At 63.4% G+C, this 24,389-nt stretch carries 16 protein-coding genes and 3 pseudogenes; 11 read left to right on the top strand and 8 right to left on the bottom strand.

The features are described from left to right. Positions 1–281 precede the first annotated feature (281 nt). Entirely contained in the window at positions 282–542 is a 261-nt protein-coding gene (locus tag IPG72_16270; GenBank protein ID MBK6770533.1) for a hypothetical protein, read from the bottom strand. A gap of 1,164 nt (positions 543–1,706) precedes the next feature. Here IPG72_16270 and IPG72_16265 point away from each other — a divergent pair. The 3 genes and pseudogenes from IPG72_16265 to IPG72_16255 all read left to right on the top strand — a co-directional run bounded on the left by IPG72_16265 (position 1,707) and on the right by IPG72_16255 (position 3,292). Further along, positions 1,707–1,937, top strand: a complete 231-nt coding sequence (locus IPG72_16265) for a hypothetical protein (protein MBK6770532.1) — start codon at positions 1,707–1,709, stop codon at positions 1,935–1,937. A gap of 46 nt (positions 1,938–1,983) precedes the next feature. Then, positions 1,984–2,130: a hypothetical protein gene (locus tag IPG72_16260; GenBank protein MBK6770531.1), complete on the top strand. Its 147-nt coding sequence runs from the start codon at positions 1,984–1,986 to the stop codon at positions 2,128–2,130. A gap of 483 nt (positions 2,131–2,613) precedes the next feature. Beyond that, positions 2,614–3,292 (top strand): annotated as a pseudogene (locus IPG72_16255) (hypothetical protein). Between the two features lie 392 nt (positions 3,293–3,684). On the opposite strand, the gene IPG72_16250 reads toward IPG72_16255, so the two are convergent. The 3 genes from IPG72_16250 to IPG72_16240 all read right to left on the bottom strand — a co-directional run bounded on the left by IPG72_16250 (position 3,685) and on the right by IPG72_16240 (position 6,563). Further along, on the bottom strand, positions 3,685–4,758 hold the full coding sequence (locus IPG72_16250) for a tyrosine-type recombinase/integrase (GenBank protein MBK6770530.1): 1,074 nt from the start codon (positions 4,756–4,758) through the stop codon (positions 3,685–3,687). A 190-nt stretch (positions 4,759–4,948) separates the two neighbouring features. Continuing rightward, positions 4,949–5,173: a hypothetical protein gene (locus tag IPG72_16245; GenBank protein MBK6770529.1), complete on the bottom strand. Its 225-nt coding sequence runs from the start codon at positions 5,171–5,173 to the stop codon at positions 4,949–4,951. Positions 5,174–6,386: 1,213 nt separating this feature from the next. Beyond that, positions 6,387–6,563 (bottom strand): hypothetical protein, encoded by a 177-nt coding sequence (locus tag IPG72_16240; protein ID MBK6770528.1) that lies wholly within the window; start codon positions 6,561–6,563, stop codon positions 6,387–6,389. A 602-nt stretch (positions 6,564–7,165) separates the two neighbouring features. On the opposite strand from IPG72_16240, the gene IPG72_16235 reads away from it, so the two are divergent. Continuing rightward, a complete protein-coding gene (locus tag IPG72_16235) occupies positions 7,166–7,420 on the top strand; it encodes a hypothetical protein (GenBank protein MBK6770527.1) in 255 nt (84 codons plus the stop codon). A gap of 20 nt (positions 7,421–7,440) precedes the next feature. Here IPG72_16235 and IPG72_16230 read toward each other — a convergent pair whose 3' ends face one another. The 4 genes from IPG72_16230 to IPG72_16215 all read right to left on the bottom strand — a co-directional run bounded on the left by IPG72_16230 (position 7,441) and on the right by IPG72_16215 (position 10,158). Continuing rightward, positions 7,441–8,046, bottom strand: coding sequence for a hypothetical protein (locus IPG72_16230; GenBank protein ID MBK6770526.1), 606 nt, complete (start codon positions 8,044–8,046; stop codon positions 7,441–7,443). Positions 8,047–8,214: 168 nt separating this feature from the next. Continuing rightward, positions 8,215–8,382 carry a hypothetical protein gene (locus tag IPG72_16225; GenBank protein MBK6770525.1) on the bottom strand — a complete coding sequence of 56 codons (168 nt, stop codon included), beginning with the start codon at positions 8,380–8,382 and terminating at the stop codon, positions 8,215–8,217. Between the two features lie 307 nt (positions 8,383–8,689). Next, positions 8,690–8,836 carry a hypothetical protein gene (locus IPG72_16220; GenBank protein MBK6770524.1) on the bottom strand — a complete coding sequence of 49 codons (147 nt, stop codon included), beginning with the start codon at positions 8,834–8,836 and terminating at the stop codon, positions 8,690–8,692. Positions 8,837–8,970: 134 nt separating this feature from the next. Then, positions 8,971–10,158 carry an RtcB family protein gene (locus IPG72_16215; GenBank protein ID MBK6770523.1) on the bottom strand — a complete coding sequence of 396 codons (1,188 nt, stop codon included), beginning with the start codon at positions 10,156–10,158 and terminating at the stop codon, positions 8,971–8,973. 2,261 nt (positions 10,159–12,419) lie between these two features. Here IPG72_16215 and IPG72_16210 point away from each other — a divergent pair. The 7 genes and pseudogenes from IPG72_16210 to IPG72_16180 all read left to right on the top strand — a co-directional run bounded on the left by IPG72_16210 (position 12,420) and on the right by IPG72_16180 (position 24,204). Next, the gene (locus IPG72_16210) at positions 12,420–13,442 is read left to right on the top strand and encodes a pentapeptide repeat-containing protein (protein MBK6770522.1); all 1,023 of its coding nucleotides are present in this window, start codon (positions 12,420–12,422) and stop codon (positions 13,440–13,442) included. A 2,963-nt stretch (positions 13,443–16,405) separates the two neighbouring features. Continuing rightward, a complete protein-coding gene (locus IPG72_16205) occupies positions 16,406–17,962 on the top strand; it encodes a hypothetical protein (GenBank protein MBK6770521.1) in 1,557 nt (518 codons plus the stop codon). A 330-nt stretch (positions 17,963–18,292) separates the two neighbouring features. Then, the gene (locus IPG72_16200) at positions 18,293–19,348 is read left to right on the top strand and encodes a PD40 domain-containing protein (GenBank protein MBK6770520.1); all 1,056 of its coding nucleotides are present in this window, start codon (positions 18,293–18,295) and stop codon (positions 19,346–19,348) included. Between the two features lie 409 nt (positions 19,349–19,757). Then, positions 19,758–20,042 carry a hypothetical protein gene (locus tag IPG72_16195; GenBank protein ID MBK6770519.1) on the top strand — a complete coding sequence of 95 codons (285 nt, stop codon included), beginning with the start codon at positions 19,758–19,760 and terminating at the stop codon, positions 20,040–20,042. Positions 20,043–21,790: 1,748 nt separating this feature from the next. Further along, a complete protein-coding gene (locus IPG72_16190; protein ID MBK6770518.1) occupies positions 21,791–21,967 on the top strand; it encodes a tyrosine-type recombinase/integrase in 177 nt (58 codons plus the stop codon). 39 nt (positions 21,968–22,006) lie between these two features. Continuing rightward, positions 22,007–23,412, top strand: a pseudogene (locus IPG72_16185) (DDE-type integrase/transposase/recombinase). Beyond that, a pseudogene (locus IPG72_16180) lies at positions 23,405–24,204 on the top strand (AAA family ATPase). Before IPG72_16185 ends, IPG72_16180 begins: the two co-directional pseudogenes overlap by 8 nt. The last annotated feature ends 185 nt before the right edge of the window (positions 24,205–24,389 follow it).

Here is a 24,389-nt window from a genome sequence, read left to right as displayed (position 1 = left end):
GAGGCCTTGGGCTTGGGAGGCGGATGAATGACCGCCCCTCTAACTGCTGGCGCAGTATCGACGGCGCGAGATCGTCATGGACGTCATATGGCGGGCCTGAAGGGCTTCAGCGCAAGACGGTGGACCATGTCTTCCGCCGCATGTACGGCGGCCGAATCCGGCCACACGCTTCTTGGTGGCGGACGAGGTAGGGCTGAGCAAGACCTTGGTGGCACGCGGAGGCTCATCGCCAAGGCGATCCGCGGCTACGAGAACAACGTGTGAAACGCACTCGATGTGCTCTACATCTGCTCGAACGCGGACATCGCCCGGCAGGACATCCAACGGCTCAACGTCACGGGCCGCAGCGACTTCTCCCTGGCGTCGCGCACCTCACGCTGCTGCCGCTGGAGCTGCATCGACTGACCGCAAACGGGCTGAACTTCGTCTCCTTCACCCCGAGTGCAGAGCTTCACGATGGCCTCGCGGACCGGAACGGGACGGGGCGAGCGGTGCTGTTCCATCTGCGAAGAAGGTCTTCCGGCACGGATGCGCTGGAGCACGACCGGATCGTACCGCCTGCTCCAGGGCGCGTAGAGTTGCAGAATTTTCGGGGAGATGGTCGCATCGATAGGGAACGTTGCCACTCGACAACGGGCTGACCAAGGCGTTCAAGGTGGATCTGGGCGCTCGGTCGGATGTGCTGCAAGCGCTTCCGCACGCTCGGCCGACGGCTGAAGGTGGACGAGGGGCGGGGTGGCATGGAACGATCGATTCGACCTCATCCTTGACCTGCGCATAGAACCTAGCGCGCACAGCTGCATTGAGCGCTGCAGCCCGATTTGGTGATCCTCGACGAGTTCCAGCGGTTCAGGAACTGCTCTGTGAACCAGATCCGGAGAACCCCGACGACATCCACGGTCTGGTGCATCACCTGTTCCGGACAGAAGGACATGCGGATCCTTCTGCTCTGCGACGCCCTACAAGATGTATACGCTGTCGGACGAGGCCGGCGAAGACCACTACAAAGGACCTTCATGCAAACGGCGCGCTTCCTGATGTCAAGGGGAGGATGCCGAGGAGTTCCGTGGCGAGTTGAAGGGCTTTCGCAATGACCGGCTGCTCAACTTCAGCGGCGCTAACAAGCTGCACTCTTGCGCCGCAAGCGCCTGCGGTGGAGAAAACGACTACGCCGGGTCATGGTGCGCACGGAGCGCCTTGCGGTTACGGCGGATCGGAGTGGGATGCTGGAAGAACGCTGCGTGACATTGGCCCGCTGGCGCCGCACGATGTGCGCCTTTGCGATGGCGGATCGCCTGAGCCGCCGCCCTGGGGGCAACGATCGATGGACGGCTACTGGAAGTCGGCCCCTACGCTCAGCTTCATGGAGGCTACCAGCTGAAAAACGCGAAGGCGGCGCTGGAAAGGGAGCGGCGCGGAGTTGGCGGCGGCAGGTCCAGGCCGGACCTGCTGCTTTCGCGCGCGACTCTGGACGCCTACGGGGCCCTGGACCCGGAAATGCCAGGCGCTCCGCGGCGTGGCCGACGATCTGTTTTCATCGGAAGCTGGCGACTCCTATGGCTGCCTCCCGGCGCTGCCCTACCATGCTCCCAGCGACCCTTTCGCCCATCCGGGCGCGGCCAACCTGACGAAGCGGTTGATCTTCTCCAGCTGGGCGGTAGTCCCCGGCGGTATCCGCCATCCTCAGCTACCACGTTGAGCGGCAAATGATGCTCAACCGCGACCCAGATGGCAACGATGCCGAGGCGCGCCGGAAGTTGCGGGGGCTGTTGACGCTGCCGCGGGTGGACGGTGAGCCGGCAGGGAGGTGTCCCACTTTTGCTCTGATCTACCCGCAGCCCGGCGCTGGCCGGCTGCTCGGCGATCCGCTGGCTATCGCTCGAGATCTGGGCGCGGCGCAGGAACAGTTGTCGCAGGATGACCTGTTACGCGGGTGAGCCGACGGTTGGCGGTCGCGCTGCGTTCCTTAACGCAGCGGGTCAAATGGACGGCCCCGAGGACGCGAGGTGGTACTGGGCAGCGCCGCTGCTCCTGGACCGGCGCCGGGACCGCGAGGGCAGCGAGCGTTGGCTGGCGGGCTCTACGGCGTTCAGGGACTTTCACATGGCGCAGGCGCCGACGACGAGATAGCTCTGCCTGGGCGCTGCGTGGATCTCGCCCAAGGATGTTGCGTGACGGGATGGGTCACAGCAACGCGACGGCCCGATCTCACGGATGCGCGGGCCCTGGGTAGGGTACCGGCGGACCTAATGGAAACGCTTGCCCGGCTGGCGATCGCCGGACCAGGGTGTGCGGACTGCGCGCCATGGCCCGCGTACTGGCGCGGGTGCGCGAAGCCGGACCTTTGGGCCGGCGATGCGCGCGACGCCGGTGGGCGGATTGCGTGGGGGCTGCGCTCACTGTTCAACGTCCCGGGTGATGGCCCTGGTGCGAGGACCGGTGGGCGAGGAGGCAGTGTACTGGCGGGCACTGCTGGCCTATGGACTGGACGGCAACGTGCAAGCCATGCTGGATGAATATGCCCATGTACTGCCGGAATGGCTCGGACTCTTGGATCGGGATGCTGAGGCCGTCGCCCAGGAGATCGGAACCACAATCGCTGAGGCGGCGTCGGTGCGTTCGGTCAACTACGGTGCGGATGAGCTGTTGATCGAAAATGGCCGACTGGAGACAAAGCCGCTGCGGCTGCGCGTCCGCTTCGCGATGCGATTCAGCGTGGATCAAAGCGATGAGGAAAAGAAGCTGCAACGCTCGGGGGCGGTGCGCTCAGCGTTCAACTCGCCGTTCTGGCCCTTCGTTCTCACCTCGACCTCGGTGGGTCAGGAGGGCCTGGACTTCCACCGGTACTGCCACGCTGTGGTCCCACTGGAACCTGCCGGCAAACCCGGTGGACCTCGAGCAGCGCGAGGGACGTGCATCGGTACAAAGGGGAACGCCATCCCGCAGAACGTAGCACTCAAGGACCGGCGGCGGCCTTCGCATGAGGCGGGTTGGGATCCGTGGGCGGCGATGTTCGATGCAGCGAGTAAGGGGCGTTAGCCGGGGCGGACTGAAGGACATCGAGCCATTCTGGGTCTACGAAGGGCCGGCCCACATCCAGCGCGTCGATCCCCCTCCTCCCGCTCAGCCGCGAGGTGGAGCGCCTGGAGCAACAAGCGCTCGCTGGCGGCTTATCGGATGGTGATCGGGCGGCCGCGGCAGGAAGGACTTGGTGGCGTATCTGCAGCGGAGCGTAGGGGAGGAGGAGATGGGAGAGTTGGTGCTGAAGTTGCGGGTTGATCTGAGTCCGTGAGTCGCTGGGAGGATGAGCCGGAGATCATGGTGGCGTGCCGTTGGTGGTGCCACTTACCTGACCTACCTCACCCGCGAATTGCGGAACCAAGACAGCGGTATCCGCTTGACCCACTGGCGCGCAGGAAAACGGCCGCGGCTGTCAGGTGTGGGGAGCCGCGCCGAGACTGCGAAGGTGGCGACCGTCACCACCGCCACCATCGTCACCGCTAGCCTGCAACGGCACCGTGGCGAGGTGACTGTAGCACCCGGCAGGGGTGACGGTGTAGCCGCTCCCGATGGCGGTAGTGTTGGCCGGATCAGCACCGTCAACACCCTTACGGTGGCGGAGGTGGCGGAGGTGGCGATTCCGCGAATCCTGTCCGACGTCTTGCTGGAGTCACGTCTAATCGGTTAAGATGGCCTCAGACGATGACGGGACGCAGCCTGTGCGGCCGAGGGAGGTCCACGCGGCCGGCTGGAATGCCCCGACCCAACCTGCGTCAACGCTACGCCAGCGGTGCCGGGATGGCAGCCGCGATAGCCGCCGCCGCTCGAGCCTGCCGGCGATCGTATCGCGCCGTCGTCGCCACGCTGGCATGGCCGGCGAGGTAGGCGGCCGCAGATAGATCGCCTCCGCCGGCGGTAATGGCCGCCGACACGAACGCGCGGCGCATCGTGAGGGACAACCGGAACGCCCGCTGCAGCCGCGACACGCCCAATGGCGGCGCCTATGGCGTGGCCTGTGAGCGGCAGCGCAACGGCGTGCCCGTAGCGGTTGACGCTCAGCAGAAAAGCGCCTCCGGCGGCCGCGTCGTCGAGTTCTTGGCGCCGAACCGCTCGCCACTCCGCGAGCGCTGCCGAAGCCCAAGCCGCAACCGGAACCATGCGCGCCCTGCCCCCCTTGCCCCGCGTCACCGTGACGGCGCTGGCGCCGATGTCTGCGACGACGTCGGCAACCGTCACGCTAGCCGCCTCAGCGCGCCGCAACCCGGCGCCATAGAGGAGCGCCAACAGCGCCCGGTCACGCGCGCGGCGCGTCGGCATGGTGTCAGTGTCAACGGCGCACCAGAGCGCCGCCAGCGTAGCCGGATCTCCCGCATGCACCGTCGAGCGGCGCGGCGTCGGTTCGGTGCGCCCATCGCGCGGGCGCCTTATAGCTGCCGCCGCCGTGGCCGTCGCGGTGTCAGCCTCATCGAACGCAACCGCCAGCCGCAGAACGCTGCGCACGGCCGACAGGATGGCCGATACCGTCGCCGGCGCATAGACAGCGGCGAGCGCTGCGCCAAGCGTCAACACGTCAGCAGCCGTCACAGCACCCCACGGATAGACGCGGGCAACGCTGCCGGGCTCGCGGCTGCCGGCTGCAGCCCATGCGGCGGCCAGGGCAGAGCTCGCAACACCGTCGGGCTCTAAGCCGGCGCGGCCATCATCGAGCGCCTGGCGGGCAGCGTTGACCGCCTCAGCGCCGTGCGCCGCACCGGCCATGCTGACGGTTAGCACAAGCGCCGCCAGGTCGAGACGGCCCGCGCTCGCGCTGCGGCTGACACCGGGGGCGAGGTTGGCGGATAGGTAGTGCGCGACGGCACGACTGCCCCGTGACGCGTTGGACGCGATGATCGGCCCTGATGATGTCACGATGATCGGGGTGGGTATCTCGTGGTGCGGGGGGACGGACTCAAAGTTCATCCTCGTCCTCCTCGTCGTCTTCCTCCTCTTGTGACGGTTTCCTGAGCGGACACTTGAACCACAAGGTGTATCGGACCGTCTTCTGAAATTCGCCAACCGGAACCACGGACACCAGTTCCCAGCCGGAGAACCCGGTGAGAGTCAGGAAGCTGCCATACCTTTCAGGTGGTTGGTCAGCGTTGACCTCCTCAACCATGTACTCCCAGCGAACCATGCCCACCCCTGTCATCGAGTCAAGAGTACTATAAGCATATATTATAGTAGTGTGAGCAGCAGAGGCAAGGCTTCTAGGAGTGGGGTGGCGCCGCGCCGACGTTTCGAGCCTTTATGTAAGGATGCTCTACGCGCGCGCGCTGCGCAGCTCACGCACCCGGCCGCGTTGCGGCCGTGTGGGCGAACCGTGACGCCTACGCGGGGGGCACACGCGGCGCGTCGGCCGTGCGCTGGCCGGCCATCCTGGCCGCGTACGCATTGCGGGCGCTCACCTCGCCGGCCGTGCAAGCCTCACGACGACGGCGCGATACGATCAGCGCCAGGCGCGAGCGACAGCGGCGGCTATCCCGGTGCCGTGGACCTCGACGGCTAGCTGAGATGCTCGGCGACGCATCGAAATTGTCGCTATGGATTGGGATATCGGAATTGACCGTCAATGCGGGTGGTGTTGGTGTAAATTCCGGCAAGATAAAGGAGTTACGGAGGCAGTTGCTGTAAATTCCGGTAGAAACCGATAATATCTCCCGGCTCATCAGACATGGGTGGAATATCATTTAATGATGATATCGCAGGCCAATATAATCTCACAGACAATAACTGAAGAATAGTCCCCCAGCAAAGAAATATCCATGCCATTTTATTATTACCGCGTGAATGTCCAATTTCAAGCCATCCTATCTGAATGGATCCATAGTTAAGCACCATAAGGGCCAAGACGGTCATTGCCATGCCCGCGAGAAGCAAAAAGCCCGGAAGTGTGCTTGGCAACATTGTTTTTCTCCTCAAGCCTTATGGGGTAGCTACACGCCGACGCCAATCATCTAGCCATGTCATCACGACGTCAAGCCGATCGGCGCGGATGTTCTTATAGCTCGACACGCCGAACCGGCGGTACAGCTCCCCAAACCCCGATAAGGTTGCGGGCGCCTGCCGCTGGCGCTTCCGGCGCAGTGCTTAGGGCGGCCTCCAACCCCTACTCCCAACCCCCGGGTCGTCGAACTGTCCGCAGAACTTGCCGTCGGGGGTTTTGAGGTTGCGCAGCGATTCGACCATCGCGCGCCGTTGCGCCCCTGTCAACGGTGTAACCGTCCCTGCCATCGGCGTGCCCATAAGAACGGCCGTAACCATGCCGATGTAGAGCGGACCGGTGAACGAACCGGCGCCGTCGGCGTTCAGCGCTTCACATGTCATGATCTTAATGCCGGCCACCTCGTCTAGCGCCCCATCGCGTCGGTCATTTCGGTGGCTGATGCATTGATGTCCGCAAACTCACTGGTGGGGAACGGGGTTGCGGCGGCCGGAACGGCCGTTGTTACGGCCGGCGCCGCGCCGCAAGCGGTCACGGCAAGGGCAAAGAGGAGGGAACCCGCAAGGGCAGCGAAGCGACGCATGATGAGACATCCTTATTCGGCGGTCCGACTGCCCTCTGTGCGGACAACGGTGCCTAAGCTTGCACCGCAGTCGGCGCTTCCGTCAATGCGCCGCGGCCGTGACGGCCTAACCGGGCGGCGCCCGCCGAGAGGAGGCGGCTGACTTTGTTCACCCTTGGCCGCGGCAATACGGAGCTGCGCCACAGGTTGGACTAAGGCCTCCGCGCGACCGAAGCGGTGCGACGCAGGCATTGGCGAGCCAGGAGGGCGGATGTCGAGAGTTTCGCTCCACTGCTACGGAGACCCCGAGCTCGACGACGGCGCCGCCAACCGGAGCGAACCTAAGGGAGCCTCAGCACCCCCGGCTCTTATGACGTCATGCCGTCACGACGTCGAGTGCCGCGCCTGTCGCCTGAGTTAGTCCCGCAGCGCCGCCCGCGTGACATCGGACGCGTGAAACTCTGGCACATGGCCAGCCACAGTACGTCGGGCCAGACGTCGGCGCGAGCGTATTCCGTCCGATGGACGTCGCCATTGGCCAGCGTCGCCGCCCTGCCAGCCTGGCGCAAGCGCGGCCCCGCCCTCTTGCTTCTCGAACATCTGTTCGCGCATCCTTCCCGCCTATGCGCTCCTACGACCCGCCGCTTCCCATCCGCGCCCGCGTCGCCGTCGACGGCTCGCCGCATGCGTTCGTGCTGGACGGCGTGACCTACGTCGTCGAGACGATCGAGGAGGTCCGCGCGCCCGACCTCGACTGGTGGACGGCGATGCCTGCGAAGCGGATGTACTACCTCGTGACGACGAACCGCGGGATGGTCGCGGAGCTCGTACACGACGAGACGAGCGGGGAGTGGGGCGTGGCGCGGCGGTTGGATTGACGTGAACGGTCACCTACTGGCTATCCCCCAGCCGTCAAGCGCCGAAACACGCCGTCGAGGTGGTCGGGCAGTTCGGACAAGGAATAGCGCGGGCCTCCCGTCTGGGTCTCCGAGGCGAACATCTCGATCATCCCCACCTTCGTTTCCACGTCGTACTCCCCCAGCGCTTCGTCGAGCAGCAGGTAACCGGCCTGCCCGTAGCGCGAGTCCTCCTCGTCGTATCCCGGGATGAACAGGTACAGGCCCACTTCCGTCTTGGACGTCAATAGCGAGTACTGGACCGTCGCAGGGTCGACTCGGATGCCCCCGAACTCGATCACGTTTACCAGGGCACGCCTCGGCCGAAACGCGACCACACGCCACCGCGGCATCGCCGGGGCAGCGGCCGCCAAGAGGCGGACGGTGTCGAACGCGCGCGTGATCCCGCCGGCGCTTATCACGAACTCCCGCTGACCGTCTTCCACAGGTCCGAACTCGAACGTCAGGTCCGGATCCACTTCGTTCATCGCCGCGGTCAAGATGTCGAACGTCGGCTTCAGATCCTGCTCGAAGTGAAACAGCCGCTCGTCGTTGGCCGTGAACCACTGCCAGAAGCGGCCGACGGCAGCCGGCGCGTCCTTTGTCATGGGCCCATTCCTCCCGTTAGAGCTCGATCGCCCCTCGCCGACTCGCCCGCGACGCGGCCTTCACGAGCCGGCCGACGACCCAGACGCCGCGCTCGAACTCCCCCGAAGCCATGTCCTGCACGCCCTTCTCTCCTGGAAGCTCAAGGTCGTACTGGCGCTTCCGGTAGATCAGGTGTGCGGGGGTGGGTCGGGTAGGCCCTCGAACACGAACGTCACCTCCGCGTCCTCCCCCTCGTCCGGAAGATCCATCAGTCCCACCATGCCGAGGGACTCGTCGCCCCGCCACAACTCAACGTCGTAGTCGGGATTCCCGTGTGCTGGTCTCAGGTCGTCCACTCCGTCCCTCCCTAGCCATATGTGATCCGTGTCGCTCTCTCCGGAGCCGCTGTCGGGATCCAGAACGTCACGCGCTCAGTCTCCACCTCGAACCGACAGCCTGTCGCATCGGTAAAGCCGCCCGTGCCACCGCGGTCGACCGTCTCGCAGGCGATCTGCAACAGCGCTGACGGGATGCTCGGGAAGCGGCTCTCGCCGTGTTCGTTCCCCTCCCGAACGTCAGCCTACGTGACGACCATCTTGGTCGCGCCCTTGGGATCGGTTCTTCGCTCAACGGCTGCCCATGCCTCGGCGTCGGCGCGTCGGATCAGCCACGTTCGAGCGCCGACGCGCTTCGCCGCAAGCCCCCCGAGCCGATCACACGGCGTACATGGGCATCACTGACGCCCATCACCTCAGCAGCCTCGGCCGCGCTGAGGAGCTCGTCGGGCGTGCCGGGGATCCTGACTGCCATGAGTCCACCCCTGTCGTTTGCAGGTCGTCGTGCACCGAGTATACCCTCCTCTCGATTGCGACCCTGTCGGGTCGCGGTTGTCTGCGGACGAGGCGCCAACCCCACTGGGCCGGCGCCTCGCTTCGCGTCCGGGCTCAATCCCTGTACGGATCCGCGACGTCGGCTCCGGCCATAGCCACGCCGATCGGCCGCAGCGTGTGCAGGATCCGGATGGACGCCGCGTGCGCCTCGAGCACGTCGGGCAGTCGGCGATACGCGTGCGGCGACTCGTCCAGCCCGCCGCCGCGCAGCGTCACGCCCTCGCGCTCCAGCCACTCGGCCATCATGCCCGGGCTGACGGCGCCGCGGCTTACCTGCCGACGGTTGGCGCCCCAGCCCTTGTACTTGCCCGCGGCGGCGGTGCGGCTCATCACTCGGCCCGCGCCATGCACGGTCGACGCGAACGTTGCGGCCGCGTCGTCGGAGGCCACGCCCTCGAGGATGACGCTGATGTCGCCCATCGAGCCGCCGACGAACCCGCGCTGCCCTGGGAAGGCCGGCGTCGCGCCCTTGCGGACGACCCACACATCGCGGCCGCCGTGGGATTCGAGCCAAGCGAAGTTGTGGTGGTTGTGCACCTCATCGAGGACCTGGGCGCCGAGCAGCTGGGCGACGCGCTGGCTCACCCAGTCGCGGCCGGCGTAGGCGAACCGGCCGGCCAGCGTCATCGCGGCGATGTACTCGCGGCCGAGGTCGCTGTCCTGCTGCAGGAGCACCGGGTCGACGTTGATCCCGTCCCGACCGCCGCCAGCCTGGACGTAGTGGGTTGCCAACTTGTGCCCAAGGCCGCGACTACCGAAGTGGACACCGACCCATGTGCGGCCCTGCTCGTCTTCGAAGAGGTCGACGTAGTGGTTGCCGCTACCGATCGTCCCCAGCTGGAGCCGCGCCATCTCTTTGTGTGGTGCGACGGAGTCGAGGCGCCAGGCCGGATCGTCGTCGAACAGCGCGTGGTCCGGCGCGTCGGGGTTCTGGCGCCCGACGCCGAACTCGAGCGCGCACCAGATGTCGTCCATGATCGTCTCGATCCGGGCCCGCACCTCGGCCGCCGGTATGTCGAGCAGCACGGCCTTGTTCCCGCAGGCGATGTCGTATCCGACGCCGCTCGGCGAGATGTGCTCGCCATATGCGATTACACCCCCGACCGGCACCGCGTAGCCGAGGTGGTGGTCGGCCATGAGTGCGCACCCGACCACGTCGTCGTGGCGAGCGCAGTTGACCATCTGGGCCAGGGCCTCCGGCTGCAGGTCGCCCCACACCGGCACACCGTCGATAAGCTTCATGTTCCTCGCTCCTCTCGACGGTCAAGAAGAATAGGGGACCGAGCCGGCCGCCCGGCCCCCTTCGGTATTACTACGCCACGTCGGCCGCGACGGCGAGTGCACCCGCCCGCCCTGGCAACTCGGCCCGGAGCTCCGCGTGCCACCCGCGGCGCCTTGCCCCGGTCCCGTACATTTGCCGGCGGGACATTAGGCCGCGGTTCATCGCGATCCACTCGGGGATCCACGCGCCGTGGGCGGTGTAGCGGACGGTGGAGCGGGGACCCAGAACGTCTTGCCGTAGACATCGGCATCGCCGGGCCGTACGGTGACGGGGCGCCGATCGTCAACGCGCACCGTGGCGCTCAAGGGAAGCGCGGCCACGGACGGCGTCTACGAATCGGTCAACCTCTACCTCTGCGACACGGAGCCGATGCTCTGCAAGTCGGGCTATGTGACGATCCGCCCGTACGACGTCGCCGTGAAGGCCGTCCCGTTGGCCACTCGCACGATCGCCCCGACGAGATCGTCGTGTCCAGCGACGGCGACATCGTCGGCGATGACAGGGCTCCGGCGCGCTAGCTTGTGGCCGCGCTCGGCATCGCCCGCGTCGGTCCGATCGCACCGCGCTGGCCGACGCGGTGGGGTCCGCTGTGTAACGCCGCGCGCGAGTTGGCACTGCGGATCGTCTAGCTGTCACGCACGTCATGGGCAGTCCCGTCCGGCGCGAACCCGACGCACGGCTACGTCGTGACCGGACCGGCGGAGATGCCAGCGTACGGGCTGGACGTCGACGCCTACACGTGCGAGTGTACCTGGGCCAGCCCGCACGGGCCGGACGATCGGCAGGGGGTGGGCTGCAGGCGCGTCATCGCTGTGGTCGATCGTCACTTGGACTAACTCGGGCGGCACGGGCGGGCCGCGAAGCGCGTGGCAAACGGGGCAGGTTCGACGGCGGATCCTGCCCCGCTGGCGGCCCTATGCAACACCACAATTGCAATAGTGTTCGCCATGCTTCCAACCTGACCCCATCCAATTGTCAAGCCTGAGCCTACCTCACCCGCGAATTGCGGAACCAAGACAGCGGTATCCGCTTGACCCACTGGCGCGCAGGAAAACGGCCGCGGCTGTCAGGTGCGGGTGGGCCGGGGTGAAGCCTTCGTAGGGCGGGGGTGACCGTCACCACCGCCACCATCGTCACCGCCAGTCTGTCGTCGTGCGTCATGCGGTGACGGTTACACCCCGTGCGGTGGCGGTAGCCTCATCACCGGTGACGGTCGGATTGGCTCGACGTTCATCGGTTCACTCTGTCGCAGTGACGATGGTGACGGTAGTGACGGTTCCGCTCACCAACTGGAATATGCCCTTGAGCATCCGGCGTTTCTGCCAAACGCTCCAGGCACCGGGACTCAGCCATCGCCGCCGGGGACAACAGAGGCTGCGGGCCGGAGTTGATCTAAACCTCCGCCTGCCTAACCCAGCGACGCACGGATTGCCGCCACGATGAGCGCCGCGGACCTCGCCTACCGGCGATCGGATCGCCCAAGTAAAAGCATGTCGGCATGACCGACAAGGTTGACGACCGCTTGTGAACCTCCGCTTGTCCTGGCAGCCGCCGAAGTGGAGCCGCGCCGTTGATCGTGCTGCACAACCAGGGCGCCGGCCACCCGAGTACTTCGCCCAGCTGACCGCAACGGTTGCCGAATTCTCTGTCTGACTGGACCAACTGCTGCGGGGGAAGGTCACAGCACTACACGCACGACAAATGCGGTAACGAAGACCCTGGGTTGCTTTACTTCCCGACATGCCCTCAATCTCCGAGCCTAGCATTATGGGGAGTCCAGTGCCCGGATGGGCCGGCAACCCGAAGATCGCGGGCAGCGCAGGCGTCCAGTGACCCGGATATCGTGCCGGCGGTCAAAGTGGATTGAGGTCATCTGACGTACGCCTTGCGCCGCGCGACTGAGTGGCGCATCCTTCTTGCCCGTGTCCCGCATCATAGCGCTCGTTCTCGCCATTTTACTTCTCCCGGCTGCCGTCGTGGCCATGCCATCGCCCAGGGTGTACTTACTTTCAGAGGGACCCGCAATGGGTTTCGTCAAACGCATGCTCAATGACCCGAACAGCGTATAGCGGAAAGGCCGTCCTGCTGGAGGCTGGAGGAAGCGCCAGTCGCCCCAGTTTCCGATCGCCCGCCGAAGCGGGGCAACTCCAGTTTGCCTGTTCGGTCGCAAGGGATTACGCTGGTCTGGCGTGGGCCATCGGAACTTCTGTGAGGCGGGACCATGATGCAAGTACTGTTCCGGGCCTTAGAATTGCCGGGCGCGGGAGCGCATTGGATTTGGCGTCGCCGAAAGCTTTCGGCACTAACGGCCGCCACCGTTCTGTTCGTATATCGTGTGATCGACACACACAGTGCGGATTGGACAAGCATTGCAGTATACGGAAAGTCGGTATGGGATTGGCTGGGCCTTCTGATCATCCCCGTGATGCTTGCTATTGGTGCTTGGCTACTCTCCGAGCGAAGGACGGCTACTGATAGGGAACTAGCTTCGCGTCGGGAACAAGATGAGGTTTTTCGTGTGTACTTGGACCGCTTGGAAAGCCTCCTATTGGATAATGAGTTGCGGAATTCGCAGTTGGATTCTGAAGTCCGACATGTTGCGCGTGCAAGGACACTTACCGTCCTGCGGCAGTTGGCTGGGGATCGCAAGCGTGAAGTAGTGCAGTTCTTGTCTGAGTCGGGGCTTATTCAGTCTACGGACGATACATCGCCCGTTATTTCGCTACGTGGATCGAGCCTAGTCTTGGCAGATCCCTCTACGACGAAGCTTCATGGAGTGGAGTTTGATACCGCTGACATTAGCTTCGCGGATCTGCGCGGGGCAGATCTTCGAGCAGCGACGTTGCGTAGAACGGACCTAACAGGAGTGGATTTCACTGCCCCGAAGTCGCAGTGGGTAGGAATGGCAAATTCATGGCTTGGGACTCTGGTTGTGCGAATCATAGAGTGGACCAGCAACATCGACTCGCGGCTCGGTAAGATGGGTCTAGACGGAGCAGATTTGAGCGATGCAGATCTTACAGGGGCTAATTTGGGACACGCTGACCTTCGTGGTGCGAACCTGCAACGGGCCAAACTCTGTGAAGCGGCCCTGTTAGTGGCGGATCTGAAAGGCGCGAATCTCGCTGGTGCGAATCTAGCCGCAGCGGTGCTGTGGCAATCAGATGTCCGCAATGCCGACCTGCGCAACGCGAACCTAACCGACGCCAACGGAACTGGCGCGAATGTTGAGGAGCTAACCTAGAAGGGGCGGAACTCCGCAGAGCCGACTTGGCGGATGCTCGGGGTATTACTCAGGAGCAACTTGACACCACCCTCTCTTACAAAGGTGCGCTGACACCTTTCGGCCTCAAGTCGGCGAGTCCATGGGAGTAGGTACGGAGGAACTTCAGGAATCCTGTGCCCTCATTGCGACGTTGCGCAAACGCTGGTTTGCTTTACCGGCCGGCCGCAGGGCGTCGAGCCCTTTGTCGTAGAAGGAAGAAGGGCCTATCTGCCTGCGCCACCAGGATCCGTATCGTGGTCGTCAGTCGGCTCAAAGTTGCGCCAAGCGACTCAGCGGTGTGCCTGGCTCAAGACATCCCGACGAGCCGCTGCCGGTACTCCGCAGAATACGTCGTGCGCCAACGTCTCATCCTGGCCGCCTTCTGGCTCCCGCCATGTGAAGTGTCCGCGAATGCGGGCAACTCCAGCCTTTGGTCACGTCCGGCGAACATACAGGGGACCACCGGACGCCATGAGTTTCGGAATCGAGTCTGACGGTGGGGGGCTGGCGTCTGTCCGAGCCGGCGGGTTGCCTGCGTGAAGAAGCGGGAGTACCTTCAACAACCGCCGGCGGCGCCACTGACCAAGGACGGATACGAACCAGACCAGAGGGGTAACGACATTGTGAACCGATCAACAGTCCACGCCCGTGTCCTTCTCGCGGGCATAACGGTCCTGATGGTCGTTGCTCCGGGCGGCGGCTCGACTGGTAGTCGGCCACGCGTGTCTGCTCACACCACCATGGGCGACAGTGATACTATCGCTTTCGTGGCTACAGATAGCGGTCTTGAGACATATCGAGTAGACTCGACATCCGGTCTAATACCTTTGCAACATGGTGATCCTGAATATCCAGGGCCTGCGGTCGATGTGGTGGTCAGGACAACTAGTGACAACAGGAGTTATGCCTGGGTTGCCGCTGGATCAAAGGGATTGCGCGTTTACGACGTATCGGTGCCATCTACCCCAAGGCTGGTGATGGAGTCTCAACCACATGCGCTCGCCGAAACGACGAGCGTTGCTTTCTGGAATCACGGAGGCCTCGCCTTAGTCACATGGATGGGGTGCCCATTAGATATTGCCACGCCCGGCAATCCTGCAACCCCATGTGGCGGCGGTCTCGACATCTACTCCGCATTGGGTTCTCCAAGCAATTATGAACGCGTCGGCCACACAGAGGATAACTTCTATCATGTTCAGTCTGTGGCCGCTGATGACGCGGGCACTGGTAATCTCTATCTCGGCTGGACATATTGCCTTATCAATGATTGTCTTCATGGCCTGACCAGTATTCACGCACAAGATATCACTGCGCTCCCAGCCTTAGTAAGAGGCGCTGCGGCATACATAACATCGGGAACAGAAGCGATAGATATACTTGAGGGCGAAACGCCCGTCACAGGCGCGCCGTTCCGGCGCGCGTATGTGGCAGGTGGAGAAACTGGAGATGGAGACATATCAGTCGTAGATATTCTGGATCCGTCCAATCCGAAAACGCTTGGAACCATTGAAACGGGAGGTTCCGCCGAGGACGTTGCTGGAAGAGCGCTGCCGATCGTTTCATTGCCGATGGCGCGGAAGGCCTCAAGTGGGACACCTTCTTCTTTCCTGTTCTGTGGCACCAGAACCGGAAATCAGCCTTCACGAATACGATGTTCGCCAGGGGCGTGTTCGTACGCCCTAACTCTGACGATGTCTTTGTGGCTGGTGGCCGAGATGGTCTACAGTGGTACACCACCCAGGGTGCGGGCGACACTCCGGTGCTCCTCAGCCAGGTCGCGACTTCTGGATTCGCGCGACGAGTATTTGTGTCCGACATACCTCATTTTCAGCCCACTCCTACGCCGACAGCCACAGCGACCCTGACAAGTATTCCAATCGCGACGGATACTCCCAGGGCAACCAATACGCCGGTCCCTGGACCATGTACTGATAGTGCTAACCCTTCCGACTTCGCGATCTCCGTGGCCCTGGCGAGGCATTCGACGCAAAAATCACCATTCGGAACACAGGGACGTGCACGGGATACGAACGGCGGCTACTACCTCCGTCCCAATAAGGCGGACATGCTAGGTGCGAATCGGGATTGGCCGCTGCAGCAACGCACGAGTGCTGGTGCGGGTGTGACGTTCTATGTGCAAATGTCGGCGAAAGACTCTCCGGGCGTGTACGAGCCGGAATTCGTGCTCATGCACAATGGCACCGCGCTAACCGGCATTATCAAGGTGGTCGTCACGGTCGGCGGGGGCAGTGCACTGATCGAGCGGACCCTTCCGACTTCGCGATCTCCGTGGCCCCTGGCGAGGCATTCGACGCAAAAATCACCATTCGGAACACAGGGACGTGCACGTGGGATACGAACGGCGGCTACTACCTCCGTCCCAATAAGGCGGACATGCTAGGTGCGAATCGGGATTGGCCGCTGCAGCAACGCACGAGTGCTGGTGCGGGTGACGTTCTATGTGCAAATGTCGGCGAAAGACTCCCCGGGCGTGCTTTCGGCCAACCGGGTCGGGCTGCTCTCGCCACGACAGAGTGGGGGTTCCGGGTAGGAATAGCGCGGCCCACCTGCTCCGATGATGCTCAACTGGTTGACCAGTCTCCAGGATCCATTGTACTGGGCTATGGCGAGCACCGATCGATCTACTTCCAGGTCCGCAACACCGGTACCTGCGTGTGGAACGAGAGCGAAAACTATTACTTGAAGTCCATGTCCTCCGGTGAACTCCTAGGCGCAGAACCCTTGCGACCTCTTCGTACGAGCATTCAGCCTCAGCTCCAACTCCGCTTCACCATCGACCTTCAGGCGACATCTAGGCCCCAGACTGTTCATTCGGCTTGCGACTCTACCACAACGCAACGGGCTTCGGTCCCACGATGAACGTTGACGTGGAAGTCCGCAACGGCGGCGGTGGCGACAAGAGTCCAAATCAAGTCGCGGTGATGGTGCACGGCTACGGCGGTGGGCCTGGGGGCACAGAGCATAGCTGCGAGAATCCACGCCGCAGGTCTTCGACGGAGGACCCGAAGTCGGACGAGTTCGGATTCGTCGCCAAGGCGTTCGCGGATGCCGGATACGACGTATGGTTTGCATATTACACAACCAGCTATCTGAGCACGCCGTCTCTCGAAGTAAATGCTCGATGCTTGCATAATCAGATCGCCTATATCTTGAAAAGATTAGACGCTACACGCGTGACATTGGTAGCTCATAGCATGGGCGGGTTGGTGAGCCGGGCGTACATTGAAGGCTCGGAGTTTGAGAGGCCGATGGATGTTGAGCGACTCATTACTCTCGGCACACCCCACAAGGGAATCCCTAATTTCATACTCGATGGACTCGTGGTCTTTTTAAAGGGTTCGTTCTGGTTTTTGCCAAATTTCGCAACCAAAGACTGCACGTCGTTGGCTACATACGGCCCATGCCAGATGCGAGAATCCTATGTCACACACTTCTTCAATAAGTCCCACTCGCCACGAACCGACTTGCGATACGATTTGGTCGGAGGTGACGCGGACGAACCTGTATCAAAAGCAGCCTTTTCTGGGGCGCAGAATGACGGCCTCGTTTCGGTGGAGAGTGCATCAAGAGTTCTTTCTGGGTCGCTCATTCACAACTGGGTGACAACTGCGAGCCACTTTGATTGGCGCGTGTTCAAGACGCCATCGTACTTTACCGAAGGTCCACCCTATCGCTGTATGAAGGCGCTGTCTGCGCCACAAAAAAACGGCGGAGATGGCTGCAACTTGATCTCGCCGACGTTATCCGTATCGCATAAACTGCTTTCAACCATGCAGACACCGGCGCGGGGCCCTCGTGGAGTAGTGTCACTGCCTATTCGATATGGCACGTCGTACGCCGGGGATCTAGTGACATTGCCGTTCATCATCGACGGGACGGATGCCACTCTTATCGTCCAGATGGACAGGGATTGCAATTTCGAGTGGAAATTGCCTGGCGGGCAATCGGTGGATGCCAGTACCCTTGGGACAATTCTGCCCGGCGCGCAGTACACGTGGGAATCGGTCAACGGAACCTTCGTCGCCGCATACAAGATACCTAACCCGCCGCCGGGAGAATGGCACGCAATCATTCGCGATGTTGGCAGTGATCTCCACTACATCGTCACTGGTCAGCTGACTACTGCAGTCGCACTCAGTCTAGACGATCTTTCGGCGGGGTCTCCTGGCGGCGACGTTGCGGTGAGGGCGTTGCTAACTGCATCCGGTGCACCAATCGTCGATGCCGAAGTCACGGCAATGCTGATCGACGACCGGACCGAGTCACAGGCCCGATTGCGCTCGAATGGCGATGGAGTCTATTCGGGCATAATCAATGCTCCGCCGACTCCGGGCATTTACTATGTCCGCATAATTGCCCGAGGTCGGTATGATGGTGTTCAGTTCGAGCGCGAGTCGGAGGTATCGCTCCTAGTGATGGATCCCCGGAGTGCGGTTACGGGATCTGCCCTCAGACGAGGCACTGGATGTCAATGGTAACGGCAAGTTCGAGGTGCTACGGGTTCAAATTCCTCTGACAGTGACACAGGCGGGGCGCTATCAGTGGCAGGCCACATTGCTGTCCAATACGGGAGAGATCATTAGCCAGCGGCAGCGGACGCAGGATGTGCTCCCTGCGGATGTTACCGTTGACTTTTCGGGCCTCGACGTCATGGCGTCGGGGATCGATGGGCCATATGTTGTTGTCTTCCGTGTGTCAGATGCCGAAACCTACGAGCCCTTCCTTGACGAAGATCCGATCATGCTCACGGCGGCGTACAATGCGAGCGATTTCGAGCCGGCGTCTACGATCCAGCCGAGCGACCCAGGTTGCTTCCCCTCGCCGCCGCCAGTAGCGACCGCGCCGGCGGATGCCGGGAGATCGTCTTCGACGACACAGCCACCGGTGTCCTTCAAGGCCCGACCGATCTGTACGCCATCCAGCCCTCCGGTGTTGGCAGGCGGCAGCTGACGAACACGGACGACATGGCCGAGGCGCAGCCGAGCTGGTCGCCCGATCGACGCAGTGTGGCCTACACCGGCAGTTTGGTCGGCGACGATGCCAATGCCTGGGGCATATGGGTACTGAACGCGGCGACGGGCGAGCGACGGCAGCTTACTAGCGGCCCCAACGACTTCGAGCCGGACTGGCGGCCAGACGGCGCATCGATCCTCTTCACCAGGATAACGCGGACGGGCAATGCCATCGCCGCCGCCGAGTTGGCCGTTGTGGCGCCGGACGGCACGGGCTATCGCCCGATCGTACGTCTATCCGACGGCTCCGGGACGATCGGCAACCCGTCATGGTCGCCGGACGGGAGGCGGATCGCGTTCACTTTGGCCCGTGCACTGGACGGCGGCGAGCTCTATGTGGCGAATGCCGACGGCACTGAAACGCGCCGGTTGCTGGCCCACGGCGGCTGGGATGACATCGACTCCCGTTGGTCGCCTGACGGCCGCTATCTCGCGTTCGCCTCTGGCGCGAACCAGGCCGGCCCTGTGGTGCACGATATCTGGCTGATGGACCTCACTACTGGAATTGTGGGTACCGTCGCCCACCATGCGCTGTGGAATCTACGGCGGCCGACATGGTCGCCTGACGGCAGAAGGCTTGTGTTCGCCGCCCATTACCAAGACTCTCCGCCCGCTGGTCGCTGTTCGCGGTGCCGGCCTTTGGCGGCGAACTTGTGGGGCCGATCTCGAGCGGAGTCGAGCCGGATTGGTCGAGCACCGCGATCGGCGGATTCCCAACGCCTATGCCGGGCGCCACTGCCCCCAGGCCGACGCCTCTTGCGCCCCCGCCATTCCCGACGTCCCCACCACCAGAACCGACCGTTGCTGGCGCGCCTCCGACGAATCCAGTCCCGCCGACGTTCCCGGCGATGACTCCGACCGCAACGCTTACCCCGCTCAGGACATCGTCGCCGACTTTCCGGGCACCACAGAGAACTGCTACCGCCACTGTAGGGCCGCCAACGCAGGGCGGCCGAGCCTTCTTCCATTCGCCCTGAGAGGGGAGGCCTTTGCGGTCACGGTTATTGAAGATCAGAGCTTCGAAGGCTCATTCCCACCGCCAAAGTGGCAAGTTGGTGACAGCGGCGCGCCGCCAGGGCAATATACGTGGGCGCGCACGACATGCACGGCAGCCCCTGGTGGTGGGAGCGCGAGCGTCTGGTCGATAGGTGGCGGCACGGTGGGAGGAAGGCTGGGCTGCAGCGGCACGTATAGCGCCTGGTCTGAGAGCGACCTCATCTACGGTCCGATTGACGCATCCGTCTTCGGCGGAGGCATAGACGTGCAGCTTCATTTTAAGTTCGATCTAAACAGCGTCACCGACTTCCTGGTATGCGCCACCGATCCGGGCGAGCCCAGTGGACTCGCCTGCTTCGGCGCCGGCTCTGGGTTCACGCAGATCGACTGGAGCTACTTCGAGCGACGGTTGGACTTCCCGAACGCCGCAGGCAGCGCGCCCGTCTACGTGCTGATTCGGTTCCGCGACCGCGATCCAGACGCAACCTCGCCTCACCATGGGGTAAATGTCGATCGCGTTGTGATTCGTGGTATCTCGCACGGGCGCTAACCAGCAGACCGATAGTGGAGGGGTTGCGGCCGGAGGCTGGCTGTCTAATCCAATGAGTTGGGCGGCTTCCGCGGCCGCTTAGCGACCATTCCTTTTCCGTAGCTACGATGTGATCTTCCTCGGTATCTGTCGCCTTTTCTGCACCGCTATCTGTCGCCGGTCGGCCATTGTGGACGTAGGCCCGGAGCGATTGTGATGGCAGAGATTGCTTGGCAGTCCGATCCTCTCCAGCCTCGCAGAGCCGACAGTCAGACCGCCATCAGCGGCCTTTGCTCAATGCCGGCGAAGCGTGACGGGTAGAAATAGCGGCCCGCAGTCGACGATGGCATAGCCGGCGACGTTGTTGTCTTCCCGTTCGTCTCGCGCACTTCATTGGCGGCATCAATTACTGGCTGTTCGCGTGGCACCGTACTTAGGGCACGCACCGCAGCTTCCCCGCCGCCAGTCCGTCGAAGTCGATCCCAGGTGGTTCAACTCCAAATGGCCCCGCATCTCCTCTACCTTGATTGACCACGCACAATCGGCTGCCGTAGCATCCACCCTCTATGTAGCCGAGGAGGTCTGGTCGCGCTTGTGCGACCGCGGATCGCGCTGGAACCAGAACGATGACCGCGTGACAGACGATAAGCGTAGCTAGCAGCAGTTGTGATCGCCCGATCATCGTGGCCTCCGATCTTAGTTAGCGATTGCCCTCAGCGGCCAGTCTATAGCCACCCGGTCCACACGTCAATCCACTTCCCAGAACGTCCCTTCTGTGTAGTATACTGGTCGATATGAAATCCAAGCCACTCGATGACGCGCCAAGGGCATCGACCGGATCGCCGACAATTCACGTCACGAAGGAACGGCCTGATTCCGGGGCCGAAATCGTGGCCGTTCCGGCGCTCGACATCGCCGCGATCCCCGATCGCCTGAGCGTCTGGATGGAGCGCTACCAGACGTTTGCCGTCGCCGGAAATCGCTCGCCGGCGGTGGCCACGAAGATCGCCCTGCATCTTGGGCGCTTCCGTACATTCTTCGAGGATGCCTACGGACACGACCGGCTTTCCGTCTGCCTGCAGCGCGATGTCACCGCTTGGCAGCGAGCGCTTGTCGCCCTGAACCTGGCACCAGCGACCGTCAACAACCACCTGGCCTCGCTCTCGGCCTTCACGTCATGGGTGTACAGCGTGGCGCCCGGCCTGTTTCCGCAGGGGGTCCGACCAGGAGTGTCCGGAGTTGGGATTGCCGCCCTGGAACCACGCTCGCTTTCCGAGGTTCAGGTGCGCTCCTTGAGAATCTGGCGACCGGTTGCCCAAGCTGGCCCACAAGAGAGGCCGCCGCTGGGCCGCCCAGGAGAGAGCGAGCCGCATACGTACCGTCGACCCTGGCGGGATCGGGCGCTCGTGTTCCTACTTCTTTCAACCGGCCTGCGGCGCGCGAGGAAGTGCGCCTCAACCTCGACCAGGTCAGGCCCCGCACGGCTGAGGCCTTGCGGCGCGCAAAGCGATCCACGATCACAGGGTGCTGGGCAAGGGCAAGAGTCAGCGCACGGTGTTCCTGTCGGCCGATGCCAGGACGGCTCTCGCCGACTACCTGGAGAAGGAGCGCCAAGGCGACGTGACGGAAGGCCGCCGACGCGCTCTTCCTGGTCCCCGAAGGCCTTGGCGCCGGCGGGATGACGGACGGCTGTCGGTGCGAGCGATCAATCGGGTTCTGAGTACATCGGTCGACTGCACGACGCCGAGGTGCCTGGTGCCGGCCGGCGAGTGAGTCCGCTGCGACCACACGATCTGCGGCACACGTTCGCATTCCTGCTCTCTCGGGCCACGAATGCCGACGCCTACGAGCTCGAACGGCGGCTGGGTCATCGTTCGGGCCGTTACATCAGCCGCTACACCAACCCACCGGAGGCGGTGGCAGCCGGGTACGTGGAGGACTTGTGAACCTGGCGGAGCTGTCGGAGGCCGAGCGAGAAGCAGGCCCTGCTTCGCTCGCGCTTTTTGCGACCCCATCTTGAAGATGGCCATTCGGCACATCAGACGGCCGTCGACGCCAACATCTCGATGCGCACCGTTCAGCGATGGGCGCGATCGTACCGGACGCATGGGCTATCCGGGCTCGTCCGCAAGCCCCGCTCCGATCTGGGACAGCGGAAACTGCCGGACGATCTCGTGCGCTTGATCGAGGGCCTCGCACTGCGGCGGCCGCCTCTAACCGCCACAGCTGTCTGCCGGCTGGCCACCGAAGTGGCCGAGCAGCAGGGCTGGCCATTCCCAGCTACCGAACGGTCTACGACATCATTCGGCACCTCGACCCGGCGCTCACCACCTCTGCCCACGAAGGCGACAAGGCCTACGCCAACACCTTCGACCTGATCTACCGGCGAACGGCCGATCGCCCGAACGAGATCTGGCAGGCGGATCACACCCTTCTGGACATCTGGGTGCTGGATCACCGGGACCGCCCAGCTCGGCCATGGCTCACGGTCAGTCCTGGATGACTACAGCCGAGCCGTCGCCGGCTACGATCTCAACCTCGGTGCACCGTCGGCGCTGAACACGGCGTTGGCTCTACGCCAGGCGATCTGGCGCAAGGGCATCCGCATTGGCACATCTGCGGCGTCCCCGACATCTTCTACACGGATCATGGCAGCGACTTCACGTCGCGTCACCTGGAACAGGTGGCCGCCGACCTCAAGATGCGGCTCGTGTTCTCCACCGTCGCCGTCCCCCGAGGCCGCGGCAAGATCGAGCGCTTCTTCGAAACCGTCAACCAGCTCCTGTTGTGTCAGCTGCCCGGCTTCGCACCAGCCGGCACACCGCAGCCGACACCGATGCTCTGCCTGTCCGATCTCGATGAGCGCGTGGGCCGGTTTGTCGTCGACGAATACCAGCAGCGGATACACGGCGAGACCGGGGAGCGCCCTCAGGAACGATGGGTGAACGGCGCCTTCATCCCACGCCTGCCAGCGACACTGGAAGAGCTTGACTTCCTGCTCCTGACTGTCGCCACCGCTCGGAAGGTGCACCCGGACGGCATTCACTTCCAAGGCATGCGCTACCTGGACCTGACCTTGGCAGCCTACGTGGGAGAGGCCGTGACCATTCGCTACGATCCTCGTGATCTGGGCGAGGTGCGGGTGTTCCATCAGGACCGCTTCCTGTGCCGGGCCGTCTGCGCGGAACTGGCCGGCGAGACGATCGCGCTCAAGGACCTCATCCGTGTCCGACGGCAACGCCGCCGCGAACTGAAAGGCACCCTTGCCGAGCGAGAGCGGCACGTGGCCGTGTTCATCCAGAGCCCCAAACCCCTACCGGCGGAGAGAACCGAGGACGAGCCACCGTCGCCCGAAGCCCCGCGTCGATTGAAGCGCTACGTGGATGACTGATACGGAGTCGGGCTTCGTCGCCACCAAAGAGCACCGGCGCTTCGTGGAGTTCTGCGAGGCCTGCCGGCGGCACCGATACATCGGCCTCTGCTACGGCCCTCCCGGCGTGGGCAAGACGCTGTCGGCTCGGACGTACGCCCGCTGGGACGTGTTGGAGCCCTTCTTGTCGCGCTACGTGCTCGGCGATGAGCCGCCACCGGGCGTCGATGACTGCTTCACCGTCTTCTACACACCCGAGGTCGCCAACACACCGCGGTCGGTCGATCGCGGCCTTGGCGTGCTCTTCCTCCGTTTTCCCCTGTACCTCTCCGAAACCAAGGCCGGCGAGTCGTACCCCACCACCAAGGAACTGGCTGCCAGAGTGCAGCTGGTGATTGTTGATGAAGCCGACCGGCTCAAGATGGCGAGCCTGGAGCAGTTGCGAGACACCTACGATCGGGGGCGGTTCGGCATGGTCTTGATCGGGATGCCGGGGATGGAGAAGCGGCTGGCCCGCTACGCCCAGCTGTATTCACGCGTGGGGTTCGTTCATGCCTACCGGCCGCTCGGCGCTGAAGAGGTCGGCTTCGTGCTTGGACGTCATTGGCAGCAGTTGGGGTTGAACGTCTCGGCCGAGGACTTCACCGATGCCGAGGCGATGGCGGCGGTGGTACGCATCACCGGGGCAACTTCTGGCTGATCCACCGGCTGCTGGCCCAGGTTCAACGCATCCTGGAGATCAACGAGCTGAAGACGGTCACCCGAGAGGTGGTCGAAGCCGCCCGGGAGGGGCTGGTCATCGGGCCTGTGTGAGACTGTCCGACAACCACACGCGACAGATACCGCGGCAGACACGGCGACAGATTCCGGGGAAGATCACACTACGAGAAGGCTTTGGCGAAAGGGTTAGAACCGAGTAAGGCAAACGCTCCTTTAGCTAACTCGCCCCGAGATCGCCGGTCGCTCTGTCGTTTGCTCCTTGACAGCCGGTTAGGCAA

The sequence above is a fragment of the Candidatus Avedoeria danica genome, assembly GCA_016703025.1.
GTDB classification, from domain to species: domain Bacteria; phylum Chloroflexota; class Anaerolineae; order Epilineales; family Epilineaceae; genus Avedoeria; species Avedoeria danica.
Note: the sequence above shows the minus strand (reverse complement) of the source record. Positions and strands in the feature narration are given on the sequence as shown.